The following is a 14959-nucleotide window of genomic DNA, read 5'->3' as shown; positions in this document are numbered from 1 at the left end:
CATGGCGCGGCACCGCCACGCTGCGCTCGGACGCCGGCGGCCTGCGCAACCGGCCGCGTGCGCGCCGGGATGTGCTCAGCTATCGCGCACTGACCTTGCAAGCCACGTTTGACCCGCATCGTGTGGAAGCCACGCTGAGCACCGGGGTCAATGGCAGCGGCCAACTGGATGCCCATATCGTCACCGGTTTTGATGCTTACGCGCCGTTGTCGGGGGATTTGAAACTGGATACCGATGCGCTGACCTGGGTCGAACTGCTCTCGCCCGATATCGTGTCGCCCACCGGCAATCTGCATGTGGATGTGCAGCTGGCCGGCACCCGCGCGCAACCACTGCTGGGCGGGCAGGCGCGTTTGCAAAAATTTTCCACCGAACTTCCTGCGCTGGGCATCAGCCTGCACGATGGCGACGTGCAATTGCTTGCGCAAGCCGATGGCAGCGCCCGCATCCATGGCCAAGTGGGTGCAGGAACCGGCGTGTTGCAGCTCGATGGCCAATTGGATTGGCGCAGCGATGACACGCCCTTGCAATTGCAACTGCGCGGCAACAATCTGTTACTGGCCGATACCCGCCAACTGCGCGCCATCGCCAGCCCCGACTTGAGTTTGCGTTATCGCGCCGGGCAGCCTTTGCAGATACGCGGCAGCGTCAATGTGGCCGAAGCCGACATCCACCTGGAGCGGTTGGACATGGGGGTGTCGCCCTCGCCGGATGTGGTGGTACTGGACCCCGCCGACCCCACCCCGGTAGCCGTCGCCACCGCATTGGACATGGATCTGAATTTGATCATGGGCCAAGCCGTGCAACTGGAGGGCTATGGCCTGAAAGGCACGCTGGGCGGCAGTCTGCGCGTGCGTGCCACGCCCGAGCGCGACATGCTGGGCAGCGGCGCACTCGACATCGCTGGCCGCTACCGCGCCTACGGGCAAAACTTGCAGATCACCCGTGGCCGTCTGCGCTGGTCGAACACGCCGGTGGATGACCCGCTGCTGGACATCCGCGCCGAACGCCAAGTGGGTGATGTCACCGCCGGCATCCGCGTGGAAGGCCGCGCCAGTGCGCCGCAGGCCAGCGTGTATTCCGACCCCGCCAAAAGTGAGTCCGAAGCGCTGGCCTACCTGACCTTGGGCCGTCCGTTGTCCACCCTGACCGGCGATGAAGCGCGCCAGTTGGGCGCGGCCAAATCGGCGCTGAGCGCAGGCAGTGGCCTGCTGGCTGCCGAGCTGGGTGCCCGCATCGGTTTGGATGACGCTGGCGTCAACACCTCGCGCGCGCTGGGCGGTGACGTGCTCAGCGTGGGCAAATACCTGTCACCCAAACTCTATGTGGGCTATGGCGTGTCGCTACTGGGCACCGGCCAGGTGATGACCTTGAAATATCTATTGCGGCGCGGCTTCGACATCCAAATCGAATCGAGCACCGTGGAGAACCGCGCATCGTTGAATTGGCGCAAAGAAAAGTAAGCAAGATGCACGCAATGGCAAGGGGTGCGACACTGCCAGCAGGGGCTGGATGTTGAACGTAGCGGGGCAGGATGATGGCAGTCACAGAGGACGCGCGGGTGACCCAATTGCTGGCGCGCGCACGCGCCGGTGATGCGGCCGCGATGGGGGCAGCGTATGCGGCCGTGTATGAAGAACTCAAACGCGCCGCACGCGTGCAATTGCGGCGCATGCGCGATGCGTTTCAGACCACCGCCTTGGTCAACGAGGCCTACCTGAAACTGGCCGCAGGTGCCGACCTCAAAGCGGTGGACCGCAATCACTTGCTGGCGCTATCGGCGCGCGCCATGCGCCAAGTGCTGGTGGACGATGCCCGCGCACGCAAGGCCGACAAGCGTGGTGGCGGGCAAGAGGCGCTGACCCTGACCGCATCGCTGGGCAATGGCGATGCGGCGGCCGTGGAGGTATTGGCGCTGGATGAATTACTGACCAGCTTGCATCAGCTGGATGCGCGCGCCGCGCAGATCGTCGAGCTGCGGTATTTTGGCGGTTACGAAGAGGCCGAGATTGGCGACATGCTGGGCATCAGCGAGCGCACGGTGCGCCGCGACTGGCGCAAAGCGCGGGCATTTTTGCTGGCAGAAATGCGCGCATGACCATGCAAGATCGCCGCCGGCAAGCCACACCGCAAGGCAACCACCTCAGCGTGCCACCCGTGCGCCCTTCAAATGCGCCACGCCGCCAATGACATCGGTCCATGCCAACCATGCACCGCCGGCATCCACCGCCAATTTGGGATAGCCGCTGGCCATCCCGCGCGCGCCAAGCGTCGCCACGGTGACTTGTTGCAAGCGTTTTGATAAATCGGGCGTATAGCGCGCCAGCAGCAAGGTTTGCCCGTGCGCATCTTCGCGCAGCCACAGCGCCCACACGTGCTGCGCATCAACACCTATCGCCGCGCGCCCCAACACGGCCGTGCCGGTGTCCAACACCACCGGCTCGGCAAATGTGCTGCCGGCATCCACGCTGCGCGCCATGCGCAATGTTGGTGTGCCACCGGCTTCGCTGTACCACAGCACCACCGCTGTTTTGCCTTGCGCGGCCAGTGCCGGGCCGGCCACCGGGCAGGCCTCGATTTTCCAACCATCGGCATGCACCAGTTTGGGCGGGGTCCACGCGCCGTTTTCGAAACGGGCAACGGCGATATCGCGAATATCCGCGTCGCTGCGGTCACGCCATGCCAGCAGCGGGCCTTGCTCGGTCATTGCCGCAGCGGTTTGGCAGCAATCGCAGCTGCGTGCATCCACCACCGCATCCTCACCGCGCTGCAAATCCAAGTTGAAGATGTTGCTACGCAACTGCATGGCACCCATGGCGTGTTGCGCATGGTCGTGCGCAGGTATCGGTTGCGCGGCCTGCGCACGGCCATCCAGCCACGCCATGCCCAACCCATTGGTTCCGTGTGGCCATAACGCGGCAAAACCGTGTTCGGCGGCTTGACCATCGTTATTGACGCGGGTGATTTGCGTCCAGCTCATGCCGCCGTCTTTGGAGCGTGCCAACACGGTGTCATAGCCTGATGGATTATCGGGCTGGGTTTGCAGCCATTGCGACCACAGTGCGCCGTCGGCCGTGGCCAACAGGTGCGGGGTATCGGCAGCATTGGCCAACAGCGAATTGCCCACCGCAATCGTGCGTGGCTGGCTCTGCCAGCCCGCTGCTTCGGTATAGGCGGCAAATTGCAAGGCGTTGCGACGGCCTTGGCTGCGGTTGATCCAGCTGAGCAACACCCGCCCGCCCGGCGCGGTGACCAGATCCGGGGCCATCGAGCCGGGCTCGGATGGCAGCACCCACGTTTGCACGGCAAAGCTGGCAGGGGCAGGCGGCGTGGCGGGGGTGTCGCGTTTGCAGGCGACGAGGGTGGTGATGACGATCAGGCTGGCGACGGCAATGCGCATGTTCATGCGGAAAGGATACGCCAGTGCGAAAGCGCCCTTTCATCCGCCCGTCGGGCACATTTCCCGCACGCGGGAGAAGGGTGCGTCAGGCAGCCGCGTTGCGCCGCTGGCGTTCCAGGTGCACCAACAACAATGAAATCGCCGCCGGTGTCACCCCCGGGACGCGCTGCGCCTGCCCCACGGTTTGCGGTTGCACGCGGCTGAGTTTTTGCAGCACTTCGGCTGACAGCCCGCGCACCTGAGCATAGTCAAAATCGGTGGGGATGGCAGTGGCTTCGTTGCGTTGCTGGCGCGCGATGTCGTCGCGCTGGCGGCCCAGATAGCCGGCGTATTTGGTGGCAATTTCCACCTGCTCGGCCACCTTGGCATCGTCCACCGCCGGGCCCATCTCGGGCACTTGCAGCAGGCGGGCGTAGTTCAACTCGGGGCGGCGCAGCAAGTCCAGCGCGTTGTTTTCACGGCTGACTTCAATACCAAGATCACGCGCCAATGCTGCGCCCAGCGCGTTGTTGGGCGCCGCCCACAGGCCTGCAAGCCGTGCGGTTTCGGCGGCTACCGCATCACGCTTGCGTGCAAATGCCTGCCAACGCAGATCATCCACCAAGCCCAGCTCTCGCCCAATCGGGGTCAGGCGTGCATCGGCATTGTCTTCGCGCAGTTGCAGGCGGTATTCGGCGCGACTGGTGAACATCCGGTACGGCTCGCTGGTGCCGTGGGTGATCAAGTCATCCACCAGCACGCCCAGATAGGCTTGGTCACGGCGCAGGGTGCAGGGGTCTTGCTGTTGCACAAAGCGCGCCGCATTTACGCCGGCCAGCAGGCCTTGCGCGGCGGCTTCTTCGTAGCCGGTGGTGCCGTTGATTTGGCCAGCAAAAAACAGCCCGGCCACCGCTTTGGTTTCCAGTGAATTTTTCAGCCCGCGCGGGTCAAAAAAATCGTATTCGATGGCATAACCGGGGCGGGTGATATGCGCCTGCTCAAACCCGCGAATGCTACGCACCAAGTCCAATTGCACATCAAACGGCAGCGATGTGCTGATGCCATTGGGATAGATTTCGGTGACCGACAAGCCTTCGGGTTCAACAAAAATCTGATGGCTGGCCTTCTCGGCAAAACGCACCACTTTGTCTTCGATGCTGGGGCAATAGCGCGGGCCGATGCCTTCTATTTGCCCCGAATACAACGGGCTGCGATGCAATGCGTCGCGGATGATTTGGTGGGTGCGCTCGCAGGTGTCGGTGATCCAGCAACTGACCTGCGCCGGCTGGTCGGCATGGCTGCCCATGAACGACATCACCGGGCGCGGGTTGTCGCCGGCTTGTTCGGTCATCACCGAATAATCCAGCGTGCGGCCATCGATGCGCGGCGGCGTGCCGGTCTTCAGCCGGTCCACCACAAAGCGGCCTTCGCGCAGTTTGTGTGCCAGCGCGGTGGCCGGCGCGTCGCCCATGCGCCCGGCGGCATATTGGGTTTCACCGATATGAATTTTCCCGGCAAGGAAGGTGCCCGCGGTCAGCACCACCGCCGGGGCTGCAAACGTCAAGCCGGTTTGGGTGATGGCACCGCGCACAGCATCGTGGTCGATGAGCAGATCATCCACCGCCGCTTGGAACACGGTGAGGTTGTCCTGCATTTCCACCGCGCGGCGGATAAACGCGCGATACAGGCTGCGATCGGCCTGGCAGCGGGTGGCGCGCACCGCAGGGCCTTTGCTGGCATTGAGCACGCGCCACTGGATGCCGGCGGCGTCGGCGGCTTTGCCCATGATGCCGCCCAGCGCGTCGATCTCTTTCACCAGATGGCCCTTGCCGATGCCGCCAATGGCCGGGTTGCAGCTCATCGCGCCCACGGTTTCGATGTTGTGGGTCAGCAGCAAGGTGCGCGCACCCGCGCGGGCGGCGGCAAGGGCGGCTTCGGTGCCGGCGTGGCCGCCACCGATGACGATGACATCGAAACGATAAAAGGTCTGGCTCATGGCGAAATTATCGCGCGCAAATGCAAGGTGGGGCGGTTTTATAAGTTGGCACGGTTCGTGCTTTACACCTAGCAGCACTCGACGTGGCACGCCGCAAGGCGACAATCGGACTGAACAGGGGCCGATTTCTGCGCATAGCGAGGACGCTACGGGGGCTGGGTGTCGGGGGACATCCAGCCCTCATTTTTTGTCTGAAATCTGCCTGATAACCGCCGGGCAAGGTGCGCCGGTGGTAGCGACAGCAATGAAAAAAGAAGTGTCGGTGCCCGCAGGACGGGCGGAACAGGGGGGATCCGGGATGTCCTGTCAGGCACCGACACGACTAGAGTAGCGCGATCTGGCGCGATGTGACGCTGGAAGTCACTCCTAGGACAATCTTCGATTCAGCTTGTGCAGAGGGTCACGGTTTAGCACTTTTCCGTACGAATAGCTTGAAAACCGCATGGAACTTTGCTCTCCGCCCATGCCTTCGCGGTGTCGGCAATCGGCATATGCCGCGCTAGCATGGTGCGATGATGAATGCAGACAGCGCCCCGCCCACCCTTGCCGACCTGTTTGACGCTGCCGCGCGCATCGCCCCGTATGCGCATGCCACCCCGGTGCTGACCTCACGCGCACTGAATGCCGACACCGGTGCGCAGCTGTATTTCAAAGCCGAGCACCTCCAGCGCGTGGGTGCGTTCAAGTTTCGTGGCGCTTGCAATGCGGTGTTCGGGTTGGATGACCACAGCGCCGCGCGCGGGGTGGTCACGCATTCGTCCGGCAATCATGGTGCGGCCTTGGCTTTAGCCGCGCAGTTGCGTGGCATCCCCTGTCATGTGGTGGTGCCGGATGGAGCAGTGCGTGCCAAGCTGGCGGCGATCGCGCATTACGGCGCGGTGTTGCATCACTGCGCCCCCACGATCGCCGCGCGCGAGGCGATGTGCGCGCAGGTGCAGGCTGACACCGGCGGCCGCAGCGTGCACCCCTACACCGACCCCGCCGTGATCGCCGGGCAAGGCACCGCCGCATTGGAGCTACTCAGCGCGCAGCCGGATCTGGATGCGCTGGTGGTGCCGCTGGGTGGCGGTGGGCTGGCAGCCGGCACCGCATTGGCCATGCAAGCACTGGCACCAAGTTGCCGGCTGTATCTGGCCGAACCGTCAGGTGCTGCCGATGGTGCGCGTTCGTTTGCGCGTGGCGTGCTGGATCACGAGGTTGTCCCCAATACTATTTGCGATGGCTTGCGCGGCACACTGGGCGCGATCAATTTCGATATGTTGCGTGCAGCGGATGCACAAGTATTGACGGTGGACGATGCGCAAACCCTCGCCGCATTGCGCTTGCTATGGACGCGCAGCAAACAACTGATCGAGCCGTCATCGGCCACCGTATTGGCGGCGGTGCAGCAGAACCGCGCGCTATTCGAAGGCCGCAAGGTGGGCGTGATTTTGTCTGGCGGCAATGTGGATTTGGATACGTTGCCAGCACTATTGGCGTCGCCGGCTTAACTCCCGCCGCCGGCTTTCTGGTCTTTTTGATGCGGAAGTCTAGAATGGCCATAGCAACCATGCTCAGAAGGTCTGCCATGTCGGCCCAGACACTACGCCAGCAAGTGCATCACATCGCGGATGAATTGCCACCCGAAGCGACTTGGGAGGATGTGATGTATCAGGTTGAGTTGCACGCATCCGTTGCGCGCGGCTTAGCGCAGGCAAAGGCGGGCAACACGATCCCAGCCGAAGAACTGCTGGCGCAGTTGCAAGCCGAGCGACACACCGCGCAATGAGGGTTCACTGGTCACCCGAGGCGCAGCAACGCCTGCGCGAGATCACTGCGTTCATTGCCAAGGACTCGCCACGGGCAGCGCTCAAGGAGTCAATCCGACTGGTCGAACGTTCGATGCAGTTGAGCGAGCCGCCGTTGCTGGGTCATCGAATGCACGAATACCCAAACGATGACATTCGGGAATTGTTGGAGCGTCCCTATCGCCTGATCTATCTAGACAAAGGCGATACCGTCGTGATCATCGCGGTGATGCACTATCGGCAACGGTTGCCCAAAAAACTGGCTGATCTGCTGTGTAATAAAGGCTAAAAGAGGCGAAGCAGAAGACCTTAAGTCGGCTTAACTTTCGCCGCCGGCTTTCTGGTCGCGGGCCACCACCCACGCGCTGGCTGGCATTGAGCGCGATGCCGCGTGTTTCCAGATGCAACAGCAGGCCGCGATTACCCAAGGGGTAGGCAAACGCCGCCACCGCCACGCAGGCCAGTGCGGCCCAACCCTGCGCACCCAATGTCCCATGCGCGACGTGACGGCTTCATCCACGTCGCCGGATCGGGATTTTCGACACCGGTACCGCCACCAAATCGGCACCGCCTTCGCGAATTGGGGCACCGGGTTCTGGTGCCCATGCCATCGCGCTGACGATCTCCCAAGTGGCCGGTAGGCCGGCTGCTGCGCGATGGGTTTCGTAGGCGGTGCTGGCGGCCGCAAACCGGCTGCGCCCGGTCAGGGTGGTGCGGCGGGAACGCAGGGCATTGGTGGCACCGAGTGCGCGCAGTTCGTGCATCAATGCGGGCAAATTTGGATAGTGGGTGACCTCTTCTTCGCGATCCACCACCGGCTGAAAAAAACCGGCATTGACCAAGGCATCACCGATGCCGGCGATGTCCACAAACGGGCTGACATGGGGGGCCGCATCCGCGTGTGCAAATGCGCTGCGCAGCTCCCACAAGGTTTCTGGGCCAAACGTGGAAAACAGCAGCAAACCCTGTGGCTTGAGCGCGCGCCGAAAGCCATTGAGCACCGCGCCTAAATCTTCCACCCATTGCAGGCACAGGTTGGAAAAAATCACATCCACCGACCCCTCTGCCAACGGCAGCGCGCGGGCATCGGCACACACCGGTTGCGGCACTTGCGCAAACGGGTTCCAGCGCTTGCTGGCAGTGCGGGCGTGGTGCAGCATCGGCAGCGCCAAATCCATCGACACGATCTGCGCTTTTGGCCAGCGTTTTTGCAGCGCCACACTGGCCGCACCGGTGCCGCAACCCAAATCCAAAACACGTTGCGGCGGGGGGCGTGCCAGCGCGGGGTCGTCCAGAAAATCCAGCGATTCCAGCAGGCGTGCTTGCGCATTGCGCTGCACATGCGCCACTGCGTCATAGGTGGTCGCCGCGCGCGAAAACGCACGGCGCACGTGCTTGGCATCAAACAGTTCGGGGCTCATGCGGCATGCTCGGCAAGAAAGGCCAACAGTGCCGTGGCCACCGCATCGGCATGGGTCAAAAAGGGCGCATGCCCGGCGTGCTCGATTTGCACAGTGCGCGCATCTGTCGCCATCGCGGCGCTGGCCTGCATGGCTGTGGGGTTCACAAGGCGGTCGCGGCGGCCGCTGATCCAAACACTGGGTACCGTCATTGCTGGCAACGCATCGCGCAAGTCGCTGGTTTCCAAGGTGGCAAGCCCTTCCGCCAAAATGCGTGGTGACGGCTCGCCACGCGCCAGCACGGCGTCGCGCAAGAGCTGCAATTCTTCGCGCATATGGTCAGAGCCAAAGGCTTCCAGCGTGATGAAGCGGTCAATGGTGGCGCGCCAATCGCTGCGCAGGCCGGCGGCAAACCCGGTGAACACCTCACGCGCCATGCCGTGTGGCCAATCTTCACGCACGACAAATTTGGGTGAAGCGCAGATCATCGCCAGTGCTGGCACCCGTTGTGGGTGTTGGGTGGCCGCGTGCAGTGCGATCAACCCACCCAGCGACCAACCGCACCACGGCGCTGTGGGTACCGTGTCCAGCACGGCATCGGCGCAAGCGTCCAGTGTCAACGGCAGGCCACAAGCGCGGCTGTGACCGTGGCCGGGCAAATCGACCACATACAAGGTGCGGTGTTCACGCAGTGCTTCTACCAAGGGCGCAAAAATACCGCCGTGCATCGCCCAGCCATGCAGCAGTACCAAGGGCGGGCCGTGGCCGCTGATGTCAACGTGCAGTGTGCTCATCAATCATGCGCCAAACCGGCGCGGTTGCGTGGGGCCGCACATTATCGCGCGAAGCTCACGTCACTCGCCGTATCGTGTGCGGGTCGTGTTCATTTCCGGAGGATGGATGATGGGTTCTCACGCTGAGGGGCTAGGCCTGAACGATGCCGGTTTGTTGCGCCAGCACGCATTGATTGGCGGGCAATGGTGTGATGCCGATGCGGGTGGGCGTTGCGAGGTGCGCAATCCGGCCAATGCGGCACTGCTGGGAACGGTGCCGGAGATGGCCGCAGCGGAAACCCGGCGCGCCATCGATGCGGCGCATGCGGCGTTTCCGGCATGGGCTGGCAAGACCGCCGATGCGCGCGCGCAAGTGCTGCGCGACCTGCATGCGCTGATGCTGGAACATCAAGAAGATTTGGCGCGCTTGTTGACCGCCGAGCAAGGCAAGCCGCTGGCCGAAGCACGCGGCGAGATTACTTATAGCGCCGGCTATCTGCAGTGGTTTGCCGAACAAGCGCGGCGCATGGATGGCGAGGTGATCCAGTCGCATGCGGCTGACAAACGGTTGCTGACGCTGCGCCAGCCGGTGGGGGTGGTGGGCATGATTACGCCGTGGAATTTTCCTTCGGCGATGCTGGGCCGCAAGCTGGCCCCGGCCTTGGCTGCCGGTTGTACGGTGGTGTGCAAACCGGCGCTGCAAACACCGTTTTCGGCCTTGGCGCTGGGCGAATTGGCGCAGCGTGCGGGGGTTCCGCCGGGCGTGATCAATATCGTCACCGGCCACGATGCCGCCGCAATCGGCGCAGAAATGACCGGCAACCCCAAGCTGCGCAAACTCAGTTTTACCGGCTCTACCGCAGTGGGCAAAACGCTGATGGCGCAATCTGCGCCGGATCTCAAAAGATTGTCGTTGGAGCTGGGCGGCAATGCGCCTTTCATCGTGTTTGACGATGCCGATTTAGATGCCGCCGTGGCCGGTGTGATCGCCAGTAAATTTCGCAATACCGGGCAAACCTGCGTCTGCGCCAACCGCATTTTTGTGCAGGCCAGCGTGTATGCCGCGTTTGCGGAAAAATTGGTTGCAGCGGTGCGCCAGTTGCGCGTGGGCGATGGCCTGCAAGGCGAGACCGAGCAAGGCCCATTGATCGATGCCAAGGCCTTGGCAAAAGTGGAAGCGCATGTGGCCGATGCACTGGCCAACGGCGCGCGCCTGGCCATCGGCGGCCAGCGGCATGCCTTGGGCGGCACCTTCTACACGCCCACGGTCTTGCTGGATGCCGATGCACGCATGCAATTGGCGCAGGAAGAAACCTTCGGCCCGGTGGCACCGCTGTTTTGTTTCACCACCGAAGCAGACGTGATTGCGCAGGCCAATGCCACCCCCTTCGGTTTGGCCGGGTATTTCTACACGCGCGATCTGGCCCGCAGTTGGCGCGTGTCGGAAGCCTTGCAATGCGGCATCGTGGGCATCAATACCGGGCTGATTTCCACCGAGGTGGCACCGTTTGGCGGCATCAAACATTCCGGCTTTGGCCGCGAAGGCGGCAAGGACGGGCTGCACGATTACACCGAGCTCAAATACGTGTGCGTGGGAGGTTTGTGAGGGCTTCCAGCAAGCCGTCGATATGCTGCGCGGTGTGCAGGGCGCTCAAGGTGATGCGCAACCGTGCGCTGCCGGCGGGCACGGTGGGTGGGCGGATGGCGGCGGCCCAATAGCCGCGCGTTTCCAGGTGTTGCGATAACGCCAGCGCATCGGCATCGGCACCCACCAGCAAGGGTTGAATCGCAGTCTGCGATGGCAGTAACGGCAAACCCAATTGCGCCGCGCCCAAACGAAAGCGCGTGATATTGGCGTGCAAGTTTGCGCGCAAGGCGTCGCCGGCATCGGCTTGCACGAGGGCCAGTGCCGCGCGCGTCACTGCAGCCTGTGCGGCAGGTAAGGCGGTGGTGTAGATGCCGGGGCGCGCGGTTTGCCGCAGGTGCTCGATCACATCCGCCGCGCCCACCACCGCCGCACCCACACTGCCTAAGGCTTTGCCGAAGGTGATCAGCCGCAACGGTGCATCGGCGATGGTCAGGCCTGCCGCCGCCAGACTGCCGCGCCCGCCATCCCCGAGCACGCCTGCGCCATGTGCATCGTCGATATACAACGTCGCCTCGTGCGCGCGGGCGGCCTCGGCCAACGCAGGCAATGGCGCGATGTCGCCATCCATCGAAAACACGCCATCACTGACCAGCAGCGCAGCCCCATCGGGGTGTGCGGCTAACTGCCGCGCCGCGCCGGCGGCATCGGCATGTGGATAGCGTCTGTTTTGGCAGCCCGCCAGCCGCGCACCGTCGAGCAAACTGGCGTGGTTGAGCTTGTCTTGCACGCACACATCCCCCGCGCCCAGCAGGCTTTGGAGCACCGCCAGATTGGCCATGTAGCCGCTGCCAAACAGCAGTGCGCGTGGCGCGTGTTGCCAGGCGGCCAGTTCGGCCTCCAGCGCGGCGTGTTGCGCGGTGTGCCCACACACCAGATGCGAGGCGGTGCCGCCGGCGCTGCTGGCCGCATGCAAGGCGGCGATCAGCTGCGGGTGTTGCGATAGGCCCAGATAATCATTGCTGCAAAAATTCAGCAGCGTGCGGCCATCCACGGTGCAGTGCACCCCCGCGCGCTGGGTGATGGTGCGAATCACGCGATGCCGGTGGGTGGCATCGCGTTGCGCGCTGGCGGCAGCGACGCGGGTGCTTAGCCGTTCGCGCATGCGCAGTGGCCACCGCAGCCGCCGCTGGCTTCGGCGGCAGGGGCTTCGGCCGCATCCACGTGCATCGGACGCAGGCCCAGCCGGTCGAATAGCGCAAGGTCGCGCTCGGTGTCGGGGTTGCCGGTGGTCAGCAATTTTTCGCCATAAAAAATCGAGTTGGCACCGGCGCAAAAACACAGCGCCTGCAACTCGTCGCTCATCTCGGCGCGGCCGGCCGACAGGCGCACCATCGAGCGCGGCATCATGATGCGTGCGGTGGCAATGGTGCGCACAAATTCAAACGGATCCAGTGCCTTGGTGTCGGCCAAGGGCGTGCCTTCCACCGCCACCAAGCGGTTGATCGGCACCGAATCCGGATGGCTGGGTAAATTGGCCAAGGTCATCAGCAAACCGGCACGCTGACGGCGTGATTCGCCCATCCCCACAATGCCGCCACAGCAGGTCTTCAAGCCGGCATCACGCACATGCGCCAGCGTGTCAAAACGGTCTTGCATGTCGCGGGTGTGGATGATGTCGCCGTAAAACTCGGGGTCGGTGTCCAGGTTGTGGTTGTAGTAATCCAGGCCCGCATCTTTCAGCGCCGTGGCCTGGCTGCCGCTGAGCATGCCCAAGGTGGCGCAGGTTTCCAGCCCCAGCGCTTTGACCTCGCGGATCATGGCCGCCACTTTGGGGATGTCGCGGTCTTTGGGCGAACGCCAGGCCGCGCCCATGCAGAACCGCGAGGCACCGGCGGCCTTGGCTTGGCGTGCCTTGGCCACCACGTCCTCGGTTTCCATCAGCTTGGTGGCTTCCACCCCGGTGTGGTAGCGCGCCGCCTGCGGGCAGTAGCTGCAATCTTCCGGACAGCCACCGGTTTTGACCGACAGCAAGGTGGACACCTGCACCTCGGTGGGGTCGAAATGCAGCCGGTGCGCGCTGGCGGCGCGGTGCAGTAGGTCCGGCAGCGGCAGCGCGAGGAGGGCTTCGACTTCACTGCGCGACCAGTCGTGGCGAACGGGGAAAGCACTGACGATCTGCATGGGGGTTTTCCGACAGACAAACAAAGGATTGGCGCGCAGTCTGGAATGCATGACCGCCACCGTCAACCAAATCCCATTCACAAAAGTTGACGGATGCCTGCCTGCGCCGCTGTGCTGGCTGTTGCCGCCACGTTGTGTGGTGTGTGGCGATGCCGGGATGCCGGGGCGCGATGTGTGCGCGGCCTGTCATGCCGAGCTGCCGTGGCAAGGCCATGCCTGCCCGCGCTGTGCGCTGCCCTTGCCCGTGGCGCAGGACTGCGGGCATTGCTTGCAACACCCTTCCCCGCTGGATGCAGTGCACGCCGTGTTTGACTACGCCTTCCCGCTGGACCGGTTGCTGCCACGGTTCAAATTTCATCAGGATTTCGCTGCGGGGCGGGTGCTGGCGCAGTGCATGGCCGAACGTTTTGCCGCGCTGCCACGGCCTGCGGCCATCCTTCCGGTTCCGTTGCACCCAAGCCGGCTGCGCCGACGCGGCTACGACCAAGCATTGGAGTTGGCGCGGCCATTGGCACGGGCGCTGAAACTGCCACTGAGCACCGGGCTGTTGCAGCGGCGGCGCGCAACGTCGGCGCAATCACGGCTGGATGCCGCTGCCCGCCAGCGCAACCTGCACGGGGCGTTTCAGCTGACGGCAGCGGCCGCCGTGCCCGCCCATGTGGTGCTGTTGGATGATGTGATGACCACCGGCGCAACCTTGCACGCGGCTGCGCAGGCCTTGCGGTGTGCGGGTGCGCAGCGGGTGGAGGCGTGGGTATGCGCGCGGGTAGCTTAGGCCGCCGTCACCTTGGCGCGCAGGGCGTAATCCAGCGCGATGCCGGCAAACACCACCATGCCCACCCAGTTGTTGTGCAAGAACGCGCGGAAGCAGGCCGCGCGCTCGCGCCCACGCGCCAGCCCAAATTGATACACCACCAACACGCAGGCCAGCCCCAGCCCCAACCAAAAATACAGGCCCATGCCGGCGTCGCGGCCCACCAGTGCCAGCGCTGCGAACATGCAGCTATACAGCACGGCTTGCGCGGCCAGGTCCATGTCGCCAAACAAGATCGCGGTGGATTTGGCACCCATGCGGAGATCGTCGTCGCGGTCCACCATGGCATACCAAGTGTCATACGCAGTGGCCCAGAAGATATTGGCCACATACAGCACCCATGCCAGTTTTGGCACGCCGCCGGTCAGCGCCGCAAACCCCATCGGGATGCCCCAGCCAAACGCCATCCCCAAATACACCTGCGGCAAGTAGGTGTGGCGCTTCAAATACGGATAACTGGCCGCTAAAAGCACGCCGACCACGCTCATGTAAATGGTCAGCCGGTTCATTGTCAGCACCAGCGCAAACGCCAGCAACATCAGCACCGCAAACAAGACCAGCGCCTCGCGCCCGGACACCGCACCGGTGACCAATGGCCGCTGTTGGGTGCGCGCCACACTGCCATCCAGCCAGCGATCCGCATAGTCATTGATCACGCAACCGGCGGCGCGGGTCAGCCACACCCCCAGGGTGAACACCAGCAACGGCCACACCGGCGGCAAGCCCTTGGCCGCCAGCCACAACCCCCACCATGTCGGCCACAACAGCAGCAGCCAACCAATCGGGCGATCGGCGCGGGTCAATTGTGCGTAGTGGCGCAAACGCGTGCGCCAACGCGGCTCGGGAGCCTCAACAGGGGAAGAAGATGCCATCCCATTAGCCTACCAGCGGCACATTTTGGCGCAATCATGCGAGAATGCGCGTCCGCGATGCACCGCCATCGCCCGCAACGCGCCTGTAGCTCAGCCGGATAGAGTAGTGGCTTCCGAAGCCATTGGTCGGGGGTTCGAATCCCTCCAGGCGCGCCATCTTGCAGATGGC

Annotated in this window: 14 protein-coding genes and 1 tRNA gene; 8 read left to right on the top strand and 7 right to left on the bottom strand. The window is 63.8% G+C overall.

From position 1 onward, the window contains the following. Together PK789_RS10130 and PK789_RS10125 are read left to right on the top strand one after the other, a co-directional pair. A partial coding sequence (locus PK789_RS10130) for a translocation/assembly module TamB domain-containing protein (protein ID WP_324308630.1) occupies positions 1–1463 on the top strand: 1463 nt, incomplete at its 5' end. Between the two features lie 71 nt (positions 1464–1534). After that, the gene (locus tag PK789_RS10125) at positions 1535–2098 is read left to right on the top strand and encodes an ECF-type sigma factor (RefSeq protein ID WP_324308629.1); all 564 of its coding nucleotides are present in this window, start codon (positions 1535–1537) and stop codon (positions 2096–2098) included. A gap of 45 nt (positions 2099–2143) precedes the next feature. On the opposite strand, the gene PK789_RS10120 is transcribed toward PK789_RS10125, so the two are convergent. Together PK789_RS10120 and mnmG are read right to left on the bottom strand one after the other, a co-directional pair. Continuing rightward, the gene (locus tag PK789_RS10120; protein WP_324308628.1) at positions 2144–3406 is read right to left on the bottom strand and encodes a sialidase family protein; all 1263 of its coding nucleotides are present in this window, start codon (positions 3404–3406) and stop codon (positions 2144–2146) included. A gap of 79 nt (positions 3407–3485) precedes the next feature. After that, positions 3486–5375 (bottom strand): tRNA uridine-5-carboxymethylaminomethyl(34) synthesis enzyme MnmG, encoded by a 1890-nt coding sequence (gene mnmG / locus PK789_RS10115; protein ID WP_324308627.1) that lies wholly within the window; start codon positions 5373–5375, stop codon positions 3486–3488. A 515-nt stretch (positions 5376–5890) separates the two neighbouring features. On the opposite strand from mnmG, the gene PK789_RS10110 reads away from it, so the two are divergent. The 3 genes from PK789_RS10110 to PK789_RS10100 all read left to right on the top strand — a co-directional run bounded on the left by PK789_RS10110 (position 5891) and on the right by PK789_RS10100 (position 7451). Continuing rightward, the gene (locus PK789_RS10110) at positions 5891–6865 is read left to right on the top strand and encodes a pyridoxal-phosphate dependent enzyme (protein WP_324308626.1); all 975 of its coding nucleotides are present in this window, start codon (positions 5891–5893) and stop codon (positions 6863–6865) included. 77 nt (positions 6866–6942) lie between these two features. After that, the gene (locus PK789_RS10105) at positions 6943–7143 is read left to right on the top strand and encodes a hypothetical protein (protein WP_324308625.1); all 201 of its coding nucleotides are present in this window, start codon (positions 6943–6945) and stop codon (positions 7141–7143) included. Next, positions 7140–7451: a type II toxin-antitoxin system RelE/ParE family toxin gene (locus tag PK789_RS10100; RefSeq protein WP_324308624.1), complete on the top strand. Its 312-nt coding sequence runs from the start codon at positions 7140–7142 to the stop codon at positions 7449–7451. The genes PK789_RS10105 and PK789_RS10100 overlap by 4 nt, the downstream gene beginning before the upstream one ends. A 223-nt stretch (positions 7452–7674) precedes the next feature. Here the strand turns inward: PK789_RS10100 and bioC are convergent, their stop codons facing one another. Further along, positions 7675–8583: a malonyl-ACP O-methyltransferase BioC gene (bioC, locus tag PK789_RS10095; protein WP_324308623.1), complete on the bottom strand. Its 909-nt coding sequence runs from the start codon at positions 8581–8583 to the stop codon at positions 7675–7677. Further along, on the bottom strand, positions 8580–9347 hold the full coding sequence (bioH, locus tag PK789_RS10090; RefSeq protein ID WP_324308632.1) for a pimeloyl-ACP methyl ester esterase BioH: 768 nt from the start codon (positions 9345–9347) through the stop codon (positions 8580–8582). The genes bioC and bioH overlap by 4 nt, the downstream gene beginning before the upstream one ends. A gap of 118 nt (positions 9348–9465) precedes the next feature. Here bioH and PK789_RS10085 point away from each other — a divergent pair, with 118 nt between their 5' ends. After that, the gene (locus tag PK789_RS10085) at positions 9466–10941 is read left to right on the top strand and encodes an NAD-dependent succinate-semialdehyde dehydrogenase (protein WP_324308622.1); all 1476 of its coding nucleotides are present in this window, start codon (positions 9466–9468) and stop codon (positions 10939–10941) included. On the opposite strand, the gene bioF is transcribed toward PK789_RS10085, so the two are convergent. Both bioF and bioB read right to left on the bottom strand, forming a co-directional pair. Further along, a complete protein-coding gene (gene bioF / locus PK789_RS10080; RefSeq protein WP_324308621.1) occupies positions 10913–12085 on the bottom strand; it encodes an 8-amino-7-oxononanoate synthase in 1173 nt (390 codons plus the stop codon). The two genes, PK789_RS10085 and bioF, sit on opposite strands and share 29 nt — an antisense overlap. Further along, positions 12070–13104, bottom strand: coding sequence for a biotin synthase BioB (gene bioB / locus PK789_RS10075; RefSeq protein ID WP_324308631.1), 1035 nt, complete (start codon positions 13102–13104; stop codon positions 12070–12072). The genes bioF and bioB overlap by 16 nt, the downstream gene beginning before the upstream one ends. 49 nt (positions 13105–13153) lie before the next feature. Between bioB and PK789_RS10070 the strand changes: the two genes are divergently transcribed. Beyond that, positions 13154–13879: a ComF family protein gene (locus tag PK789_RS10070; RefSeq protein WP_324308620.1), complete on the top strand. Its 726-nt coding sequence runs from the start codon at positions 13154–13156 to the stop codon at positions 13877–13879. Here PK789_RS10070 and ubiA read toward each other — a convergent pair. Further along, a complete protein-coding gene (gene ubiA / locus PK789_RS10065; protein WP_324308619.1) occupies positions 13876–14790 on the bottom strand; it encodes a 4-hydroxybenzoate octaprenyltransferase in 915 nt (304 codons plus the stop codon). The two genes, PK789_RS10070 and ubiA, sit on opposite strands and share 4 nt — an antisense overlap. Before the next feature lie 79 nt (positions 14791–14869). On the opposite strand from ubiA, the gene PK789_RS10060 reads away from it, so the two are divergent. After that, a tRNA-Arg gene (locus tag PK789_RS10060) sits at positions 14870–14946 on the top strand. The last annotated feature ends 13 nt before the right edge of the window (positions 14947–14959 follow it).

The organism is Thermomonas sp. (genome assembly GCF_035369645.1).
Taxonomy (GTDB): Bacteria; Pseudomonadota; Gammaproteobacteria; order Xanthomonadales; family Xanthomonadaceae; genus Thermomonas.
The sequence above is the reverse complement of the archived record's forward strand: the minus strand, read 5'-3'. Positions and strand labels throughout refer to the sequence as shown.